Raw genomic sequence first — 19563 nt, forward strand, 5'->3', positions numbered from 1 at the left:
CGACCCTATGTCCCAGGGCACCTTAGTCGACGGTCTTATGGTCTGACCATCAGCGTGCTAGCGTCCGGCCACATGGCGGACCTGCACCTGCGCGCCGTGACGCGCACCCAGGGGAACAACCAGGCACTCAAGGACGGCACGGTCGTGCCGGAGGGCTTCCGGTTCGACTTCGAGGAGGTGCCGGTCCTCGTCCAGGCCTTCCGCCGCATGGTCCGCGGCCTCGAGTTCGACGTCTGCGAGATGGCGCTGACGACGTACCTGACCGCCAAGGCGCACGGCGTGCCGTTCACCGCCGTCCCCGCGTTCCTCGTCCGCGGGTTCCACCACTCCGCCATCACCGTCGACACCCGGCACGGCATCACCCACCCGAAGGACCTCGAGGGCACGAAGGTCGGGGTGAGCCGCGGGTACACGGTCACCACCGGCGTGTGGGCCCGCTCGATCCTGGCGGCCGAGCACGGCGTGGACCTCGACTCGATCACCTGGGTGCTCTCCGGCGACGAGCACGTGGCCGACTACCGGCCGCCGGCCAACGTCGAGTCGATCCCGCCCGGCCGGGAGCTCGACGAGATGCTCGCCAGCGGCGAGCTCGCCGCCGTCGTCGGGGTCGAGATCGACTCCCCCGACGCCGCGCCGCTCATCCCGGACCCCGTCGAGGCCGGCTTCGCGGCGCTGACGGACCGCGGCCTGTACCCCATCAACCACCTGGTGGTGATCCGCGACGAGCTGCTCGCGGAGCGCCCGGAGCTCGGCCCGCAGGTGTTCGACGCGTTCGCCCGGTCCAAGCAGCTCTACGTGCAGCGCCTGCGCGCCGGCGAGGTCCGCGACAAGACCGACCGGATGTACGCCCGGGTCATGGAGCTGACCGGCGCCGATCCGCTCCCCTACGGCATCGAGCCGAACCGCGCGGTGCTCGAGGAGCTGCTGCGGCACGCGGTCGACCAGAAGATCCTGGCCACGGCCCCCGCGCTCGAGGACGTGTTCGCCCCCGGCACCCGCGACCTGACCGCCTGACGTGCGCATCGCCATCGCGGCGGACCACAACGGGGTAGGGCTCAAGCGCCGGCTGATCGAGGCGCTCCGGGCCGCCGGCCACGTCGTCGACGACCGCGGCGCCGACGAGGCCGCGGGGACGATCGACTACCCGCCGCTGTGCGAGGACGTCTGCCGCCGCGTGGTCGCCGGGACCGCCGACCGCGGGATCGTCGTCGGGGGCAGCGGGCAGGGCGAGGTGATCGCCTGCAACAAGATCGCCGGCATCCGCGCCGGCCTGTGCCCCGACGTGTGGCACGCGGAGATCTCGCGCGGGAACAACGACGCCAACGTGCTCGTGCTCGGCGCGAAGGTGATCGACCCGGACCTCGCCGAGCAAGTGGTGGCGAGCTGGCTGACCACCCCGTTCAAGGGCGCCGAGCACGCCCGACGGGTGGCGATGATCGCGACCCTGGAACGCGGCGACTCCCTGCTGGGCTGATCGACATGGGGTGGCTCCGGGATGTGGCCTTGCGCACTGCCAGTGCCGTTTGACACGATCCCAGGACCAATGGTTAGTCCTTTATGCCGACACAGGGGTCGATGCACGCGATGAGCACCACGCGATGAGCACACGGACGACGACAGCGGTCAGCCACTACTTCGTGCAGAAGAGTCGCCGGAAGAAGTTCGTCGAGGAGTGGCGCGCCAACTGGCGCACCGTCGTCCGCGTCGAGGACGCCCCGCTGGTCGAGACCGCCCGCGGCTCCCGGGTCGGCGTCTACGTGGGCGCCGACGGCGACCGCCAGACCCGCACGATGGACGCGCTCGTCCACGAGATCGACCCCGGCGTCACCACGACGGTCCACCGGCACTCGTGGGACGCGATGGTGCTCGTGGTCGGCGGCGCCGGCTGGTTCGAGATCGACGGCGAGCACATCGCGGTCGCCCCCGGCGACTCGGTGCACCTCCCCTGCTGGGCGTGGCACCGCACGGGGGTCGAGAGCGGCGCCACCGCCCCCCTGCGCTACCTCACCTTCTCCAGCGAGCCGATGCTCGAGACGATGGGCATGAGCGTGATCGAGGACGCGGGGCACGCCGCGTTCGAGACCCTCGCCCCGCGCCCGCCGGTCAGCGAGGGCCCGGCCGGCGACGACCCCTACGCCCGTCGCCTCCGCCGGATCGCCCGCCAGCAGAACGAGCGCCGCACCGGCCGGCTGCACACCGACTACGAGTCCCTCGAGCTGCTCAACAGCCCGCGCGGCACCCGCACCACGTTCCTGCTCGACAAGGCCATCGGCTACCAGGCGTCGGGCATCACCATGGCGATGTTCGAGATCGGCCCCGGCCGCCGCCAGTCGATGCACCGGCACCCCGGCGAGGCCTGGCTCTACGTCCTCGAGGGCTCCGGCCACTCCTACCTGGGCACCGAGCCCGAGGGCGGCGAGAACCACCCGTGGAAGAAGGGCGACCTGATCGTGGTCGACCACTTCCTGTGGCACCAGCACTTCAACGACGACCCCGACAACACCGCCAAGGTCGTCCGGATCCACATGTTCGACAGCCTGCTGGAGACGATGCGGGTGCTCTGCGACCCGCTGGTGCTCTTCGAGGAGCCGCCGGACCACATCCGCGACGCCCAGGCCGGCGACATCACCACCATCGACTGGCCGGCCGTCGAGCGTCCCACCTGGCCGTGACGGGGATGGCGCTGAGCTCGGTCGGCCCGGCGGCGAACTACCCCCCGGGGATCGTGGGGGTGCACGCGCTGCCGGCCGACCATCACGAGGGCCCCTGGGAGAGCATCCTCACCCCGCCCGGGCTCAAGGAGCGGCTGCTCGGCACCAGCCTGCTGATCCTCCGGCACGGCCGGGCCCTGGGTCAGCTCAACGGTGCGCCGCACGGGCTGGTGCTGCTCTCCGGCCCGCCCGGCACCGGGAAGACGACGCTCTGCCAGGGTCTCGCGCAGAAGGTGGCGCTGGCCCTGGCTCCGCGCGGGGCGACGACGTTCGTCGAGATCGACCCGCACGCGTTCCCGAGCGACATGCTCGGCGAGGGCCCGCGGGCGGTGCTGCGGCTGTTCTCCGACACGCTGCCCGAGCTCGCCGCGCGCCGGCCGCACACGATCGTGCTGGTCGACGAGATCGAGGCGCTGGCGGTCCGCCGCAGCACGGCGAGCTTCGAGACCAACCCGGTCGACGTGCACCGCGCGACCGACGCGCTGCTCTCCGGGCTCGATCTCCTCCGGAGGACCTGCCCGCAGGTCCTGGTCCTGGGGACGACGAACTTCGCGGCCGCCGTGGACGAGGCGTTCCTCGACCGCGCCGACCTGGTGCTGCGCCTGGGCCTGCCCGACCGCGACACGATCGCCGAGATCCTGCGGCAGACCCTGGCCGAGTCGGCCGCGGTCTTCCCCGGGTTGGCGGGCCTGGCCGACGACGGCGACCTGGTCGCCGATCTGGCCGAACGCCTCGACGGGCTCGACGGCCGGCGGGTGCGCAAGCTGGTGCTCTCGGCCATGGGCTCGCGCCCCGAGCTGGCGCTGGACCCGGGCCGCGTCGGCGCCGACGACCTCCGCGCCGCCGCCGACGCCGAACGCGCGTCGGCGTGAGCGTCGAGCGTCCGGTCGGGGTGCCCGCCGAGCGCGGGCCGGCCGAGTGGGGCAGCGACGTCGTCGTCGACCTGCTGCACGAGCTCGACGTGCCGTACGTGCCGATGAACCCCGGCTCCTCCTTCCGCGGGCTGCACGACTCGCTGGTCAACCACGGCGGCAACACCGACCCGCAGCTGCTCCTCTGCCTGCACGAGGAGGTGGCGGTCGCCCTCGCGCACGGCTGGGCCAAGGCCACCGGCCGGCTCGGGGTGGCCGCGATCCACGACCTCGTCGGCCTGCAGCACGCCTCGATGGCGGTCTACGACGCGTTCTGCGACCGGACGCCGCTGCTGCTCCTGGGCGGCAGCGGCCCCGCCGACCCCGCCCAGCGGCGGCCGATCGACTGGATCCACTCGGCCACCACCCAGGCGCAGCTGGTCCGCGACTTCACCGTCTGGGACGCCGAACCGATAACGCCGGCCGCGTTCGCCGCCGACGTCGTCCGGGCCCGCCAGCGCGCGCTGTCCGCGCCCCAGGGCCCGGCCTACGTCAGCCTCGACGCCGGCGTGCAGGAGGCGCGGCTCGACGCCCCGGTCCCGCTGCCCGACCACACGCGGCACGCCCCCGCCCCGCCGATCGCGGCCGACCCCGCGTCGCTGGCCCAGGCCGCGGAGCTGCTCGCCGGCGCCCGGTTCCCCGTCGTCGTCGCGGGGCGGGTGGGCCTCGACCCGCGCGCCACCGCCGCCGTCGCCGGGCTGGTCGAGCTGCTCGGGTGCGCCTACCGCGACGACCGCAACACCGTCGTGCTGCCCACCCGGCACCCGCAGAACTGCACGGGCGACGCGGCGCTGCTCCGCGAGGCCGACGTCGTGCTGGCCATCGACGTCGTGGACCTCAACGCGCTGCTGCACCGGCCCGACCGCGGCCCGCGGGGCACCGCCCCGGTCGCGACCGACGGCCCCGTCGTCATCGACCTGTCGCACGGCGACCTCGCCCAGCCGTCGTGGACCAACGCCTTCGGCAGCCCCGTGGCGCGCGACGTGCAGCTGCTCGCCGACCCGCTCACCGGCGTCGCGCAGCTGGTGGAGGCCCTGCAGGGGCGGGACCTGGCTGCCGCCGACGAGCGTCGCGCCACCGTCACCGCCCGGGCACAGCAGCTGCGCGCCGCCCAGCTCGAGGCGGTGCGGGCGCGCTGGGACGACCGGCCGATCTCCCCCGCCCGGCTGGTGGCCGAGACGTGGGCCGCGGTCCGCGACGTCGACCACCTGCTCTGCCTGCGCAACACCCGCACGTGGCCCGAGGGCGTCTGGGAGTTCCCGGGCGCCGGCAGCTACCTCGGGCACTCCGGCGGCGGGGGCGTGGGGTACGGCCCGGGCGCCCTGGTCGGCGGTGCGCTGGCGGCCCGGGACCGGGGTCAGCTCGGCGTCGGCATCATCGGCGACGGCGACCTGCTCATGGCGTCCTCGGCCCTCTGGACGGCGGTGCACTACGGCATCCCGGCGCTGGTCGTGGTCAACGACAACTCCAGCTTCTACAACGACGAGCCGCACCAGGCCGAGGTGGCCCGGCACCGCGGCCGGCCCGAGCAGAACAGCTGGATCGGCATGCGGATCAGCGACCCGCCGGTCGACCTGGCCGGCCTCGCCGTCTCCTACGGCTGCTGGGCGGAGGGCCCGGTCACCGAGCCCGAGGAGCTCGCGCCGGCGCTGGGCCGCGCGCTCAAGGAGGCGCTGTCCGGCGCCGTCGCCGTCGTGCACGTGAAGGTGGCCCCGCGATGACCGCGACAGCCCGGGAGACACTGCCCCACCGGCAGATGATGATCGGCGGCGAGTGGCGCGACGCCAGCGACGGCGGCGTCCTCGAGTCGGAGAACCCCGCCACCGAGGAGACGATCGGCACCTTCCCCGCCGGGACCGCCGAGGACGTCGACGCGGCCGTGGCCGCGGCGGCGCAGGCCGCGCCCGGCTGGGCCGCGCTGGGCTGGGCCAGGCGCGCGGCGCTGCTGCGCGAGCTGGCCGGCGCGATCCGCGAGGAGCGGGAACTGCTGGCCCGGCTGGACACCAGCGACGGCGGATCCCCCATCACCGCGATGCGCGCCGACGTCGACGGCGGCGCCGGCGAGCTGGACTACTTCGCCGGCATCGCCTCGCAGACCCGCGGCAGCACCGCCCCCCCGGCCGACGGCTCGCTCAGCTACACGCTGCGCCAGCCCTACGGCGTCGTGGCCCGGATCATCCCGTACAACCACCCGCTGAAGTTCGCCGCCGGCAAGTCCGCCGCACCCCTCGCCGCCGGCAACGCCGTGGTGCTCAAGCCCGGTGAGCAGACGTCGCTGTCGGCGCTGGAGCTGGCCCGGATCGCCGGCGAGATCCTCCCGCCCGGCGTCCTCAACGTGGTCACCGGCGCCGGGCCCGTGGTCGGCGGGCGGCTGGTCGCGCACCCCGACGTCCCCCGCGTCGCGTTCACCGGCTCGGTGCCGACCGGGCGCGCGGTGCTGCACGGCGCCGCCGACGAGATCAAGCACGTCAGCCTCGAGCTCGGCGGGAAGAACCCGGTCCTGGTCTTCCCCGACGTCGACCCCGAGCGCGCCGCGACGGCCGCCATCGCCGGGATGAACATCTCCCGGTCCACCGGCCAGTCCTGCGGCTCGGGCACCCGGCTGTTCGTGCACGACGACGTCCGCGGGCCGTTCCTCGAGGCGCTGTACCGCGGCCTTTCCGCGCTGCGCATCGGCGACCCGCAGGACGAGGACACCCAGGTGGGTCCGCTGTCGTTCCGGGCGCACTACGAGCGGGTCACCGGGTTCGTCGAGTCCGCCCGGCGGGAGGGCGCCACGGTCGCCTTCGGCGGCGACCGGCCGCCCGGCCTGGACCGCGGCTTCTACCTGCGGCCGACCGTGATCACCGACCTGGACGACGAGATGACCGTCGTCCGGGAGGAGATCTTCGGGCCGGTGATCGCCGTCCTCGGCTGGCGGGACGTCGACGACGTCGTCCGCCGCGCCAACGCCCTGCCGCTGGGCCTGACCGCCAACGTCTGGACCAACGACGTCAGCACCGCGCTGCGCACCGCCGCGGCCGTCGAGGCCGGCTACGTGTACGTCAACGGCACCGGCAAGCGCCCGCCCGGCATGCCCTTCGGCGGGTGGAAGCGCAGCGGGCTGGGCCAGGAGAACGGCCCCGAGGAGTTGGTGTCCTACACCCGGGAGAAGTCGGTCACGGTGACGCTGCTGTGAGTCTCGCGGCGGACCCGGCCCTCTTCCGCGGCGCGGAGCGCCTGGAACCGGGTCGGACGGTGCTCTGCGTCTTCGACCTGCTCGAGATCTACCGGCCGGCCGCGGAGGCCGCGGGTGTGATCCCGACGGTGCGGCGCCTGGCCGACGGCTGCCGGGAGCGCGGCGCGGTCGTGGCCTGGGCCCGCGCCGACCACCGCGCCGACGGCCTCGACCTCGCCCGCTCGCTGTCGGACCTCGACGGGAAGCACCGCGCCTTCGGGCCGGAGCATCCGCGGCCCGACCGGCCGCCGGCGGGCCAGGGCGACCCGGCGTACCGGACCCTGGCCGAGCTCGGCCAGCAGCCCGGCGACGTCGACGTCCCCAAGCACCGCTGGTCGGCGCTGGAGGGCACCTGCCTGCTGCCGACCATGCGTGCCCGCGGGGCCGACACCCTGTTGCTCGTCGGCGGCTCCACCCACGTGGGTGTGGCCGCCACCGCCTACGCCGCGCGCGACCTCGACCTGCAGGTCGTCGTCGTCCGCGACGGCCTCACCGGCCGGGAGCCGCAGCGCTCCTTCTTCGCCGACGAGGTCTTCCCCCGTGTCTGCCGCGTGCGCACCACCGACGAGGTGCTGGCCGCGCTCGACCGCTCCCGCATCGAGACAGGAGGCCCCGCGTGACCGAGAAGCACCCGGCGTCGAAGGACAAGCACCACCCCATCGGCGACAACTTCGCCCCCTACGACGAGCCGCAGTGGGGCTCCGACGTCATGGTCGACGTGCTGCGCGGACTCGGGCTGCGCTACGTGGCCCTGAACCCGGGCTCGTCGTTCCGCGGCCTGCACGACTCGCTGGTCAACTACGGCGGCGACGCGATCACCATGATCGAGTGCCCGCACGAGAAGATCGCCGTCGCCCTCGCCCACGGCTACGCGAAGGCCACCGGCGAGCCGATGGCGGTGATCCTGCACGACCTCGTCGGGCTGCTGCAGGGCACGATGGGCGTCTACTACAGCTACATCGACCGCAGCCCCGTGCTGGTGCTGGGCGGTTCCGGGCCGGCCGAGCACGACCGCCGCCGGCCCAACATCGACTGGATCCACTCCGCCAACGTGCAGGGCGAGGCCGTGCGCGCCTACACCAAGTGGGACCACGAGCCGCGCAGCCTGCCCTCGGTGCAGACCGTGCTGGCGCGGGCCTACCGGATCGCCATGGAGGAACCCCGCGGCCCGGTCTACATCGCCCTGGACGCCGGCCTGCAGGAGTCGCCGGTGACCGAACCGGTGCCGCTCGAGGACCTCCCCCGGCTGGCCACCGTGCCGTCCCGCCTCGCCCCCGAGCCGGCGGCGCTGCGCGAACTCGCCGAGCGGCTCTGCGCGGCGCAGCGCCCGGTGATCGTGCCCGCCTACGCCGGCCGCGACCCACAGAGCTTCCACACCCTCGTGGAGCTCGCCGAGCTGGTCGGCATCGGCGTCGTCGAGACCCACTGGCGGCTGAACTTCCCGAACCGGCACCCGCTCAACGTCACCGGCAGCCCAGTGATCGAGGACGCCGACTGCGTGCTCTTCGTCGACGTCAAGGACATGGGCAAGCCCACCCAGAAGCTGGAGTCGACGACCCGCTCGATCACCTCGCGGCTGGCCCCCGGCGCGACGGTCCTCGACATCGGCTTCAACGACGTCGGCATCTCGTCGTGGAGCGAGGACTACGCCGAGCTGCTGCCCACCGACCTGCAGGTCACGGCCGACACCGCCGTGGCGCTCCCGCTGCTGCTCGAGGAGTGCCGGCGGATCGTGGCCGGGGACGACCCGGCGCGGCAGGCGCGGCGCGAGGAGTGGAAGGCCGACCTGGCGCTGCGGCACGACGAGGTGTGGGCCGGCTGGCGCAAGAAGGCCGAGGAGGTGCACGACTCCGTCCCGGTGTCCACCGCGCGCCTGGCCGCCGAGGTCTGGGAGGTCGTGCAGGAGCACGACTGGGTGCTGACCGCCGGCACCGCCGCCGAGTGGGCGTTGCGCACCTGGGACTTCGACGCCCCGCACCGCCACCCCGGCAAGCAGCTGGGCACCGCGACCCAGATCGGCATCTCCCTCGGTGTCGCGCTGGCGCACAAGGGCACCGGCCGGCTGGTCGTCGACCTGCAGCCCGACGGCGACCTGATGTTCGACGCCGGCGCGCTCTGGGTGGCCAGCCGCTACGAGCTGCCGCTGCTCGTGGTCATGTTCAACAACCGCGCGTACTACAACGACTGGGAGCACCAGGAGCGGCTGGCCCGGCAGCGGGGCACCCCCGTCGCGCGGGCACACATCGGCATGGCCATCGACACCCCGGCGCCCGACTTCGCCGCGCTGGCCACGTCCTTCGGCTGGTGGGCGGAGGGGCCGATCGAGGACCCCGACGACATCCAGGCCGCCGTCCGCCGGGCCGCGGAGCACGTCCAGCGCACCGGCACGCCGGCGCTCGTCGACGTGGTCTGCCAGCCCAAGTAGCTCGCTTTCGGTACCGAAAGCTGCCGCTCAGGCGGGAGCTTTCGGTACCGAAAGCTCACCGTCAGTTGCTGCTGGGCGTCTCGGCCGCGGTCGGGCGGGCGTCCGGCGGCGCGACCGGCTCCGGCTCCTCCTCGTCGACGACCCCCGGGTAGTCCCGCACCACGTTCGGCCGCGACCAGAAGCCCAGGGCCACGAGCATCGGCCCGAGGCCACCGACCGTGAGCGCCACGACCGGGCCGACGACACCGGCGAACGCGCCCATGACGACGTCACCGATCGCCGGGCCGCCGCGCGAGGACATCTGGTAGAACGCCGTGACCCGCCCGCGGATCTCGTCCGGTGTGTCGATCTGCACCGCCGCGTGCCGGATGGTGGTGGCCATCGCGTCGAAACCGCCGAGCAGCAGCGCCGCCCCGACGGCGAGCCAGATCCCGGGAGACTGCGCCAGGAGGATCGCCGCGATCCCGTAGAGGAACGTGGCCGTCAGCAGCACCCGGCCCTGCCGTCGCGAGTGCTTGACCACCCGGAAGATCGTGTAGGTCGCCAGCAGCGCCCCGGCCGACGGCGCGCTGGACAGCACGCCGTACCCGGTGGCGCCGACGGCGAGCACGTCGGTCGCGATGGCCGGCAGGAGGACCCGGTAGGCCGAGAGCACGGTCGCCGAGAGGTCGAGGCCCATGAGGCTGGTGATCAGCGGCCGGTGGACGACGTAGCGCGCCCCCTCGGCGATGCTGCCGAAGATCGAGCCCGCCGCCGCCCCGGTCGGTTGCAGGCGCGGCACCCGGATGAACGCGAGCACGACGATCAGCGCCGCGTACGTGCCGACGTCGACCGCGTACATCAGGCCCGGCCCCGACACCGCGATGAGCAGCCCGGCCAGCAGCGGGCCGAGCAGCACCGCCACCTCGCGCGAGGGGTTGAGCAGCGCGATCGCCTCGCCGATGTGCTGGCGGCCGACGAGAGCGGGGATCAGCGCCTGCCGGGCCGGCTGGTCGAACGTCGCCGCCGCGGTGGTGAACAGCACGCTGAGCACCACGTGCCACGCCTCGACCGCCCCGGTGAACGTGACCACGGTCAGCCCGAGCGCGACCAGCAGCGACACCGCCTGCGCCACCTGGAGCAGCCGCCGCCGGTCGTAGCGGTCGGCCAGTGCCCCGCCCAGCGGGCTGAGCAGCAGCAGCGCCACGGCCTGGCCGGCCCCCACCAGCCCGGTGTAGGCGATGGAGTCGGTCAGCGCGTAGACGTGGTAGAAGTTCGCCGCGACGGTGCCCCGGGTGCCGATCTGGCTGAGGACGACGCCCGTCCAGTAGAGATCGAAGTCGCGGTTGCGCAGGACGACCGGCAGCGGCACCTCAGCCGACCGGAACGAGCGAGATCTTCGCCGGGTCCAGCTGGAGGTAGACCTGCGTGCCCGGCTCGATCGACACCGACGGGTTCACCCGGGCGCGCATCTCGTGCTTGCCCACGGCGACGACGTGGTCGACCGCGTCGCCGAGGAAGGCCCGCGCCATGACCGTGCCGTGCCACTCGTTGGCCGCGTCCGGCCGGCTCTCCCGCGAGAGCTGGACGGCCTCGGGACGGATCGACACGACGGCCTCGGAGCCCACCGGCAGATCGATCGCCGACTCCAGGTACAGCGCTCCGTTCACCGTCTCCACCGACGCGTGGGCGCCCTCGCGGGCCCGCACCGTGCCCGGGATGAAGTTCGAGGTGCCGATGAACTCGGCGACGAACTTGTTGGCCGGCGTCTCGTAGATCTCCCGCGGCTTGCCGAGCTGCACGACCGAGCCGGCCTGCATGACGGCGATGTGCGTGGAGAGGGCGAGGGCCTCGACCTGGTCGTGGGTGACGTAGACCGAGGTGATGCCGAGCTCGCGCTGCAGCCGCTTGAGCTCGTACCGCAGCGACTCGCGCAGCTTGGCGTCGAGGTTGGACAGCGGCTCGTCGAGCAGCAGCAGCGGCGGCTGGATGACCAGCGCCCGCGCCAGGGCGAGGCGCTGCTGCTGACCGCCGGAGAGCTTGGTGGCCTGGCGGCCGGCCTGCTCGGAGAGCTCCATCGTCTCGAGCACCCGGGAGACGCGCTCCTCGATCTCGGCCTTGCTCGGGCGCTCCGAGCGCTTGCGCACCTGCAGCGGGAACGCCACGTTGTCGAACACGGTCATGTGCGGCCAGATCGCGTAGGACTGGAACACCATCCCGAGACCACGCTGGTTGGCCGGCAGGTTCGTCACCTGGCGGTTGCTCGCGCCCTTGGCGGAGAACATCACCCGGTCGCCGACGGTGATCGTGCCGCTGTCGGGGCGCTCGAGACCGGCGATGGAGCGCAGCGTGGTCGTCTTGCCGCAGCCCGAGGGGCCGAGCAGGGTGAACAGCTCACCCTCCTTGACCTCGAAGCTCACGTCGTTCACTGCGAAGACCGTCGTGTGCCCGGCCTGCGCCTTCTTCTTCCCGCGCGCCTTCTCGCCGGCGAAGGACTTGACGAGGTTGTCGATCCTCAGCATGGGATGTTCCTGGACCTTTCGGACGGGTGCGCGTTCTGGGGGACCGGCTGGGGGGTTCGGGGATCAGTCCTCACGCAGCCCCACCTTGGCGCCGAGCTTGTAGGCGATGGTCACCATGACGACCAGCGCGAGGACCATGAGCACGCCGATGGCGGCCAGGACGTTGAACGACCCGTTCTCGAACTGCTCCCAGATGAGGATCGAGAGCACCTCGTTGCCCGGGCTGTACAGCAGCAGCGAGCTCGACAGCTCGCGGAAGCTCACGACGAGGATGTAGATGAAGCCCGCCAGGAGCCCCGGCGAGAGCAGCGGCAGGAGGACCCGCCGGAACGTGGTGAACCAGCCGGCGCCGCTGACCTGGGCCGACTCCTCGAGCTCGGAGGAGATCTGCATCATCGACGTCGAGGCGTAGCGCATGCCGTACGGCATGTACTTGGTCATGTAGGCGATGAGCAGGATGAGCAGCGTGCCGTAGACGGGGAACGGGAACCGCAGGTACACGAACGAGATCGAGACACCCAGGACGATGCCGGGGATGACCAGCGGCACGAAGCTGAGCTGCTCGACGATGCCGCGGCCAGGGATCTTGGACCGGACCGAGATCCAGGCGGCGACCGACATCAGCGCCATCACGATCGTGGCGGACCCGAGGCCCAGGACGAGGCTGTTCCCGAGGGCGCGGGCGGCCGACCGCATCTCGAACACCTCGCGGAAGTTGTCGAACGTGAACTGCGAGAACACGTCCCACGAGGGCGCCTGGTAGTAGGGCAGCAGCGCGGCGTAGAGCAGCACCAGCAGCGGGCCGATGACCGTGGCGAAGAAGTAGATCAGGATGCCGACGCCGACGACGGGCTTCCACTTGCCGAGGTCCAGCGGACGCGGCCGGAAGCCCTTGCCGGTGACCGTCTGGTAGGTCTTGCTGCCCTTGCCGGCCAGCAGCCGGGCGACGATCACCCCGATGACGGCGATCAGCAGCAGGCTCACCGCCAGCGCGCCGGCGGCCTGCAGGTCGCGCGGGTAGCTGCGGAACACGAAGTAGATGCGGCTGGTGAAGACGTAGATGCCGTCCTGGAGGCCCAGGAGCGCCGGCACCTCGAAGGACTCGAGGCTGGTGATGAGGATGACCAGCACCGCCGACAGCAGTGCCGGCCGGACCAGCGGGAGGGTGACGCGGCGCAGCGTCTGCAGCCGGGAGGCGCCCGACATGAGCGCCGACTCCTCCAGGGAGGGGTCCATCGAGCGGAAGGCCGCGACCATCAGCAGGAAGACGATGGGTGAGGAGTGCAGGCCCTCGACCCAGATCATCCCCTCGATGCTGAAGATGTTGAACGGCGGGTTCCCGCCGGTGATCGGCTCGAGGATGGCGTTCAGCAGCCCGATCTGCGGGCTGGCCAGGAAGATCCACGAGACGGTGTAGAGGATGCCGGGCACGATCAGGGGGACGATCGACGCGGCGAAGAACAGGGCCTTGAACGGCACCGCCGTCCGGACGTTGAGGTAGGCCAGCGTCGTGCCCACGGTGAGCGACAGGGCCGCCGAGCCGCCGGCGAAGGCCAGCGAGTTGCCCCAGAGCTCACCCATCCGGCCGTTGCCGTAGGCCCGCTGGAACCCGCTGAAGTCGAGGTTGTTGTTGGCGTCGAAGAAGGTTCCCCAGATCAGGTAGCCGAGGGGGACCAGGGCGAGGTACCCGATCGCGGCGGCGACGCCCGCGACGATGAAGACCTTCCCGGAGATCGGCGACGTCCGACCCGAGCGCTTGGGGTCTGCCGTCGGGTCGGTGGACTCGGCGCGCTCCTCGGCCCGTACCGGCGGGCTGGTCAGCGTCATCGCGAAGGAACTCCTCGGGGTGTGCTCGGGGCGGTGGATCTGGGGGCGGGACGGCCGGTGCGGGCGGTGCCGCGGGAACCCCGCGGCACCGCCCGTGCCGGTCAGTCGGCGATGACCTCGCCGCCGGAGAGGAGCTCGTCGTACTCGGCGCTCCACTTGTCCGACTCGTTGAGCAGCGCCTCGGTGTCCACCGGGATGACGCTCACCCCCTCGAGCGAGCCGCTCTCGTCGATGGCCGGCGTGAGCTGCTCCTCGACGATCACGTCCTGGCCCTCGGTGAGCATCCAGTCCATGAAGAGCATGGCGGTGGCCGGGTTCTCGGCCGTCTTCATGCAGCTGCCGCCGTTGGGCCGGGCGATGACCGGGTCGACCAGCGGCTCGACCTCGACCGGAGCGCCGTCGGCCTTGGCCCGCTGGACGATGTAGGTGTAGTTCGAGGCGGTGACCCCGAACTCGCCGGCGCTCATCAGCTCGGCCTGCACGGTGTGGCCCTTGACCAGCTTGGCACCGTCGACCATGTCGGCGAAGAGCTGGTTGATCTCCTCGTCGCTCTTGCCCTGCTCCTGCCAGTACCCGTAGAGGGTCAGGTACCAGTCGTAGTCACCGAGCTCCATGGACAGCTGGCCGTCGTACTTGGGGTCGGCGAGGTCCTCCCAGGACGTCGGGACCATGTCGCCGGAGATGATGTTGGTGTTCCAGCTCGGCGAGAACAGGTTGAAGCGGGTCGCCGTCCAGTCGTCGAACTGACCCGCCTCGGGCACGAGATCGACCCGCTCCTGGTCGATGCACGGGGCCATGACCCCTTCCTGCTGGAGCGCGAGCAGCTCGGTCGCGTTGGTCTCCACGACGTCGTTGCCCGCGAAGCCGGCGTCCTGCTCCTGCAGGATGCGCTGCAGGACCGTCTCCGAGCCGGCCCGGTAGACGCTGACGTCGATGTCGAAGGCGTCGCTGAACGCCTCGGTCACCGCGTCCGCGACGTCGGACGTCATCGACGTGTAGAGGTTCAGGCCGTTCTCCTCGGCGGCCAGCTCGACCAGGCGGTCGCGCCGCTCCTGGCCGGACAGGCCGGCGAGCTCCTCGTAGAGCTCCTCGGCCGCGGTGGGCCCGGACTCCGAGCCCCCGTCGTCGCCGGAGGTCGACGAGGTCGGGTTGCCGCCGCAGGCGGCGAGGACGAGGACGGTGCCGGCCGCGAGGGCGGTGCGGGCGACGGTGCGGGGCTTCCGCATGTGGGTGCTCACTCTCTTCTGTTCTGTGGCTTCTGGGATCTGTGGACGGTGCTGGTTCGGGGGTGGCCGGGTCAGACGAGCTCGGTCACTCGAGGGCCTGGCCGTTGGCGAGGACGTCCTCGTAGAGCTGGTTCCAGGTGTCGGGGTCCTCGAGCAGCTTCTCCTCGGGCACCGGGAAGACCTCGAGGCCGGCCAGCGGGTCGTCGCCGCTCTCGATCGAGCCGATGCGGAACTTCTCGGCGAAGACCTCCTGGCCGCCGGTCAGCTCGTAGTCGACGAACAGCATGGCCGCACACGGGTTGGTGGCGGTGCGGACCAGTCCGATGCCGTTGGGCCGCACGATGAGCGGCTGGACCGGGTCGCCGTTGGCCGGCCGCCACGCGACCGGGGCGCCGTCGGCGGCGGCCTTGTCGATGGTGTGGCTGTAGGAGGACACGGTGACGGCGAACTGGCCGGCCGACAGGAGCTCGCCCTGGGTCGTGTGCCCCTTGGCCACCTGGGCGTTGGACGCCAGGCGGGTCATCAGGTCGACGAACTCGTCCTCGCCCATCCCCTGCTCGTCCACGTAGTAGTCGTGCATCGCCGTGAACCAGTCGACGTCCCCGACCTCGAGGGAGATCTTCCCCTGCCACTCCGGCTCGGCCAGCTCCTCCAGGGAGGTCGGCTCCTCCCCGGCGGGGACCAGGTCGGTGTTCCAGCCGACGACGAAGACGTTGAACCGGCTCGCGGTCCAGTCCTCCGACAAGCGCCCCTCCTCGCGGACCGACTCGCGCAGCTCGCTCTGGTACGGGTAGAGCAGGCCCTCCTGCGAGGCGACGCCGAGTTCCAGCGCGTTGGTCTCGAAGATGTCGGCGCCGTAGTAGCCGGCCTCGTCCTCCTGCAGGATCCGCTGCAGCACGGTCTCGGAGTTGGCCCGGTAGTTGTTGACCTCGACGTCGTAGAGGTCGGAGAACCCGTCGATCAGGTCGTCCATGTCGGTGTTGGACGTGTAGACGTTGAGCTCGCCCTCCTCCTCGGCACAGGCCACCAGCTCGTCCGTGCGCTCCTGGCCGGACATGCCGTTGAACCGGTCGTAGGTCTCCTGGGCCGCGACGGCGAGGTCGGAGTCCTCCCGGCCGTCACCGCCGTCGGAGGACGAGGAGGCGGTGGGTGACCCACCACAGGCCGCGAGCAGCAGGGCCGTGGCCGTTGCCGCCAGGGGAACCGTGAATCGGTGCTGCATGTGCCTCTCCATCGAGGACGGGGCCGGGGCCCGGGACCGGAAGTGGTGCAACCGAGTGCGGTGTGTGATGCAGTCAACACATCGACACGACGATGGTCTAACCATTCGACCAACAGTTATCGGAGCGTTATACGGACTCCCCGGTCCGCAACGGGCCGTCAGCGAGGAGTCGCGCGACGTCCTCGACCGTCGTCCCGACCATCACCCGGCGCGCGGTCTCGGCGACGGGGATGTCCATGCCGACCCGGCCGGCCAGGTCCGCGGTGTTCGCGAGGTCCTTGACGTGCCAGGTCAGCCGCATGTGCTCCAGCTCGCGCAGCGTCCGCGAGTCGGTCGGGCCGTCCTGCAGCGCGGCCCGGAGGACCGGGACGGACACGCCACCCCGCCGCGCCAGTTCGAGCGCCTCGGTGATCGCGCAGATCTGGGCCCAGTGCACGAGGTTGTTGGCGGTCTTGCCGACCTGCCCCGCGCCCAGCGGCCCGAGGTGGTGCACCGCCTTGGTCCACGGCTCCAGCAGGGGGCGCACCCGGTCGAGGACGGCGGCGTCACCGCCGACGAGGAGATTGATCTGGCCGGCCTCGGCGCCGCGGACCCCGCCGGTGAGTGCGGCGTCGAGCACCGCCACCCCGCGCGGGGCCGCGTCGGCGACCGCCCGGCAGGTCTCGGGCCGGAGCGACGAGCAGAGCAGGACGACGGCGCCCTCGGCGCATCCGGCCAGCACGCCGCCCTCGCCGAGGCAGACCTCGCGGACGTCGTCGTCGCTGGGCACGAAGATGGCGACCACCGCGGCGCCACGGGCCACGGCCTCTGCGGAGTCGGCGGCACGGGCGCCCAGCCCGACCGCCCGCGCCACGGCTGCGGGATCGAGGTCGTATACCTGCACCGGGACGCCCGCTGCGAGAAGGTGGCCGACGACGGGCGCACCCATCGCGCCGAGGCCGAGCACGGCGAACACGGGGGCCTGCTGCTCGACCACGAGGGGCGTCTCCTTCGACGGGTGGGTCGGGACGTGGGGGGCGTCACGTCGTAGGGCTTAAGGTAATACCTTCATACCGTTCGTCAAGGGGGGCCCGTGGGCATCAGGCCGTGGCGGCCCCGCCGACAGCGGTCCCCTGAGCGCGCCGCGACGGAGCCGCGCGGCTGGGCGGCCCGCACCTTCCGCTCCCTGGCGGTGCCCAACTACCGCACCTTCTTCGCCGGGCACGCGGTCAGCGTCATCGGCACCTGGATGCAGCGCGTCGCCCAGGACTGGCTCGTCCTGGAATTGTCCGACTCCGCGGTCGCGGTCGGGGTCGCCACCGCGCTGCAGGCGCTGCCGACCCTCCTCTTCGGGCTGTGGGGCGGCGTGCTGGTCGACCGGTGGGACCGCCGGCGGACGATCATGGCGACCCAGGCGGTCAGCGCCGCCCTGGCGGCGGTCCTCGCGGTGCTCACCCTCACCGGCCTGGTGCAGCTGTGGATGGTGTTCGCCCTCGCTCTCGGCCTCGGCCTCGTGACGGTCCTCGACTCCCCCGCCCGGCAGGCCTTCGTGACCGAGATGGTCGGGCCCGAGGACTACGTGAACGCGCAGTCGCTGAACTCCACGATCCACAACCTCGGGCGGCTGGTCGGGCCCGCGATCGCCGGCCTGCTCATCGCCTGGGTCGGCAGCGGCGCCGCGTTCGCCGTCAACGCGGTCTCCTTCGTGGCCGTGCTGGTCAGCCTCTGGCGGATCGACGTCCACGGGCTCACCCGGGCCGCCCCGCTGCCACCGAAGCGCGGCCAGGCGCTGGAGGGCCTGCGCTACGTCTGGCAGCGCCCCGACCTGCGCGCCTGCATGCTGCTGGTCGCCGTCGTCGCACTGTTCGGCCAGAACTTCCGGGTGGTCCTCCCCCTGTTCGCCCGCGACGTGCTCGGCGGTGGGGCGGAGGTCTACGGCTGGCTCACCTCGGCACTGGGCGCCGGCGCGGTGATCGGCGCCCTGGGCAGCGCGGCGCGCGAGCGGGTCACCGCGTGGTCGGTGCTCCTCTGGACCGGCGCGTTCGCCCTCGTCATCGCTCTGCTGGCCGGGGCGCCGGGGCTGGTGGCCGCCCTGGGGCTGCTCGTGGGCCTGGGCATCGCCAACATCAGCTTCAACACCCTGGCCCGCACCGTCCTGCAGGTCGGCACCGACGCCTCCATGCAGGGCCGCGTGATCGCCCTGCACTCGACGGTGTTCCTCGGCAGCACCCCGATCGGCGGGCCGCTGATGGGCTGGATCTGCGAGCAGTGGGGGCCTCGCACCGGGCTGCTGATCAGCGGGATCGCCGCGGCCGCGGTGGCCGCCGCGCTGATGCCGACCCTGCGCCGGCTGCGCCACCGCGACGACCCGGTGCCCGAGGCGCGCGCGGCCGAGCCGTCCGCCGAGGCCGCGCCGTGACCCGGGAGGTCCCGTGCTCCTGATCGGCAACGACGACACCGCCGCCGTGCTCCGGATGCCCGACGTGCTCGACGTCCTCGACCTCTCCTACCGGGGGCTGGCCGACGGGACGACGCTGTGCCGGCCGCGGATCGACCTCCGGTTCCCCACCGGAACCGACGCCCAGGCCTACCAGTGGGGCACGATGGAGGGCGGGTCGGCGAGCAGCGGCTACTACGCCATCCGCATGAAGTCCGACGTCCTCACCGAGGTCGAGTACGGCGGCACCCGCACCCAGGAGAAGTTCTGCGTGCAGCCGGGCACCTACTTCGGGATGGTGCTGCTCCTCTCCATCCGCACCGGCGAGCCCCTGGCCCTGCTCAACGACGGCGTCCTGCAGCACATGCGGGTCGGCGCCGACTCGGCGATCGGCACCCGCCTCGCGGCGCGGGAGGACGCCCGCGTCCTGGGGATGCTCGGATCCGGCGGCATGGCCCGCACCCACCTCGAGGCACTGCTGCAGGTGCGCCCCCTGGAGCGGGTGCAGGTCTACAGCCCCACCCCCGCGAACCGCGAGCGGTACGCGGCGGAGATGGGCGAGCGGTACGGCCTCGACGTGGTCGCCGTCGACGAGCCCCGCGAGGTCTTCCGGGGCGCCGACGTCGTCACCGGCTGCACCGACTCGGCGTCGGAGGTGATCATCGGCGACTGGCTGGAGCCGGGCACGCACGTGACGTCCATCGGCGGCAAGCCCGACGCCCGCGCCCGCGAGCGGTACGACGTCTGGCTCCGCCTGGGCACCTGCCCGGCACCGATCAACGACCCGACGTGGCAGCCCGACGACGAGTTCCTCGCCTACCGCGCCGTGCCGGACAGCCCGGTCTGGGCCGAGCACACGCACGGCCGGATCCGGCGCCCCCCGCACTCCGTCCGGCAGGTGACCTACGCCGACGCGCTGGGCGGCGAACCCGTGCGCACGTCGCCCGACCAGATCACGTTCTCGGAGCGGGGCAACATCCAGGGCGCACAGTTCTTCGCCGTGGCCGGCCGGGTCTACGAACTGGCCCGCGAGCGCGGCCTGGGGCGGGAGATCCCGACCGAGTGGCTGCTCCAGGACATCCGGGACTGAAAGGACCACTCCTCCCC

Annotated in this window: 16 protein-coding genes; 10 read left to right on the plus strand and 6 right to left on the minus strand. The window is 72.5% G+C overall.

Annotated elements, in window-relative coordinates; genetic code table 11:
* The first annotated feature begins 72 nt into the window (after positions 1–72).
* The 8 genes from ABD644_RS02270 (at position 73) to ABD644_RS02305 (ending at position 9264) form a co-directional block, all read left to right on the plus strand.
* On the plus strand, positions 73–1014 hold the full coding sequence (locus tag ABD644_RS02270; RefSeq protein WP_344686868.1) for an ABC transporter substrate-binding protein: 942 nt from the start codon (positions 73–75) through the stop codon (positions 1012–1014).
* Position 1015: 1 nt separating this feature from the next.
* Positions 1016–1474 carry an RpiB/LacA/LacB family sugar-phosphate isomerase gene (locus ABD644_RS02275; protein ID WP_344686869.1) on the plus strand — a complete coding sequence of 153 codons (459 nt, stop codon included), beginning with the start codon at positions 1016–1018 and terminating at the stop codon, positions 1472–1474.
* Between the two features lie 124 nt (positions 1475–1598).
* The gene (locus ABD644_RS02280) at positions 1599–2672 is read left to right on the plus strand and encodes a cupin domain-containing protein (RefSeq protein WP_344686870.1); all 1074 of its coding nucleotides are present in this window, start codon (positions 1599–1601) and stop codon (positions 2670–2672) included.
* Between the two features lie 5 nt (positions 2673–2677).
* A complete protein-coding gene (locus tag ABD644_RS02285; protein WP_344686871.1) occupies positions 2678–3583 on the plus strand; it encodes an AAA family ATPase in 906 nt (301 codons plus the stop codon).
* A complete protein-coding gene (locus tag ABD644_RS02290; protein ID WP_344686872.1) occupies positions 3580–5343 on the plus strand; it encodes a thiamine pyrophosphate-binding protein in 1764 nt (587 codons plus the stop codon). The genes ABD644_RS02285 and ABD644_RS02290 overlap by 4 nt, the downstream gene beginning before the upstream one ends.
* On the plus strand, positions 5340–6800 hold the full coding sequence (locus ABD644_RS02295; RefSeq protein ID WP_344686873.1) for an aldehyde dehydrogenase family protein: 1461 nt from the start codon (positions 5340–5342) through the stop codon (positions 6798–6800). The genes ABD644_RS02290 and ABD644_RS02295 overlap by 4 nt, the downstream gene beginning before the upstream one ends.
* A complete protein-coding gene (locus tag ABD644_RS02300; RefSeq protein ID WP_344686874.1) occupies positions 6797–7459 on the plus strand; it encodes an isochorismatase family protein in 663 nt (220 codons plus the stop codon). The genes ABD644_RS02295 and ABD644_RS02300 overlap by 4 nt, the downstream gene beginning before the upstream one ends.
* Entirely contained in the window at positions 7456–9264 is a 1809-nt protein-coding gene (locus tag ABD644_RS02305; protein ID WP_344686875.1) for a thiamine pyrophosphate-binding protein, read from the plus strand. Before ABD644_RS02300 ends, ABD644_RS02305 begins: the two co-directional genes overlap by 4 nt.
* A 61-nt stretch (positions 9265–9325) precedes the next feature.
* On the opposite strand, the gene ABD644_RS02310 is transcribed toward ABD644_RS02305, so the two are convergent.
* The 6 genes from ABD644_RS02310 to ABD644_RS02335 all read right to left on the minus strand — a co-directional run bounded on the left by ABD644_RS02310 (position 9326) and on the right by ABD644_RS02335 (position 17016).
* Complete coding sequence (locus ABD644_RS02310) at positions 9326–10615, minus strand: MFS transporter (protein ID WP_344686877.1); 1290 nt, start codon at positions 10613–10615, stop codon at positions 9326–9328.
* A 1-nt stretch (position 10616) separates the two neighbouring features.
* On the minus strand, positions 10617–11765 hold the full coding sequence (locus ABD644_RS02315; protein ID WP_344686878.1) for an ABC transporter ATP-binding protein: 1149 nt from the start codon (positions 11763–11765) through the stop codon (positions 10617–10619).
* A 63-nt stretch (positions 11766–11828) separates the two neighbouring features.
* Positions 11829–13592, minus strand: a complete 1764-nt coding sequence (locus tag ABD644_RS02320; protein WP_344686879.1) for an ABC transporter permease — start codon at positions 13590–13592, stop codon at positions 11829–11831.
* Between the two features lie 101 nt (positions 13593–13693).
* A complete protein-coding gene (locus tag ABD644_RS02325) occupies positions 13694–14818 on the minus strand; it encodes an ABC transporter substrate-binding protein (RefSeq protein ID WP_344686880.1) in 1125 nt (374 codons plus the stop codon).
* An 85-nt stretch (positions 14819–14903) separates the two neighbouring features.
* Positions 14904–16040: an ABC transporter substrate-binding protein gene (locus ABD644_RS02330; protein ID WP_344686881.1), complete on the minus strand. Its 1137-nt coding sequence runs from the start codon at positions 16038–16040 to the stop codon at positions 14904–14906.
* A 127-nt stretch (positions 16041–16167) separates the two neighbouring features.
* Positions 16168–17016: an NAD(P)-dependent oxidoreductase gene (locus tag ABD644_RS02335; protein WP_344686882.1), complete on the minus strand. Its 849-nt coding sequence runs from the start codon at positions 17014–17016 to the stop codon at positions 16168–16170.
* A 96-nt stretch (positions 17017–17112) separates the two neighbouring features.
* On the opposite strand from ABD644_RS02335, the gene ABD644_RS02340 reads away from it, so the two are divergent.
* Together ABD644_RS02340 and ABD644_RS02345 are read left to right on the plus strand one after the other, a co-directional pair.
* Positions 17113–18438 (plus strand): MFS transporter, encoded by a 1326-nt coding sequence (locus ABD644_RS02340; protein WP_344686883.1) that lies wholly within the window; start codon positions 17113–17115, stop codon positions 18436–18438.
* A 13-nt stretch (positions 18439–18451) separates the two neighbouring features.
* Complete coding sequence (locus tag ABD644_RS02345) at positions 18452–19546, plus strand: ornithine cyclodeaminase family protein (protein ID WP_344686884.1); 1095 nt, start codon at positions 18452–18454, stop codon at positions 19544–19546.
* Positions 19547–19563: the final 17 nt, after the last annotated feature.

The organism is Blastococcus jejuensis, from assembly GCF_039534705.1.
Taxonomy (GTDB): domain Bacteria; phylum Actinomycetota; class Actinomycetes; order Mycobacteriales; family Geodermatophilaceae; genus Blastococcus_B; species Blastococcus_B jejuensis.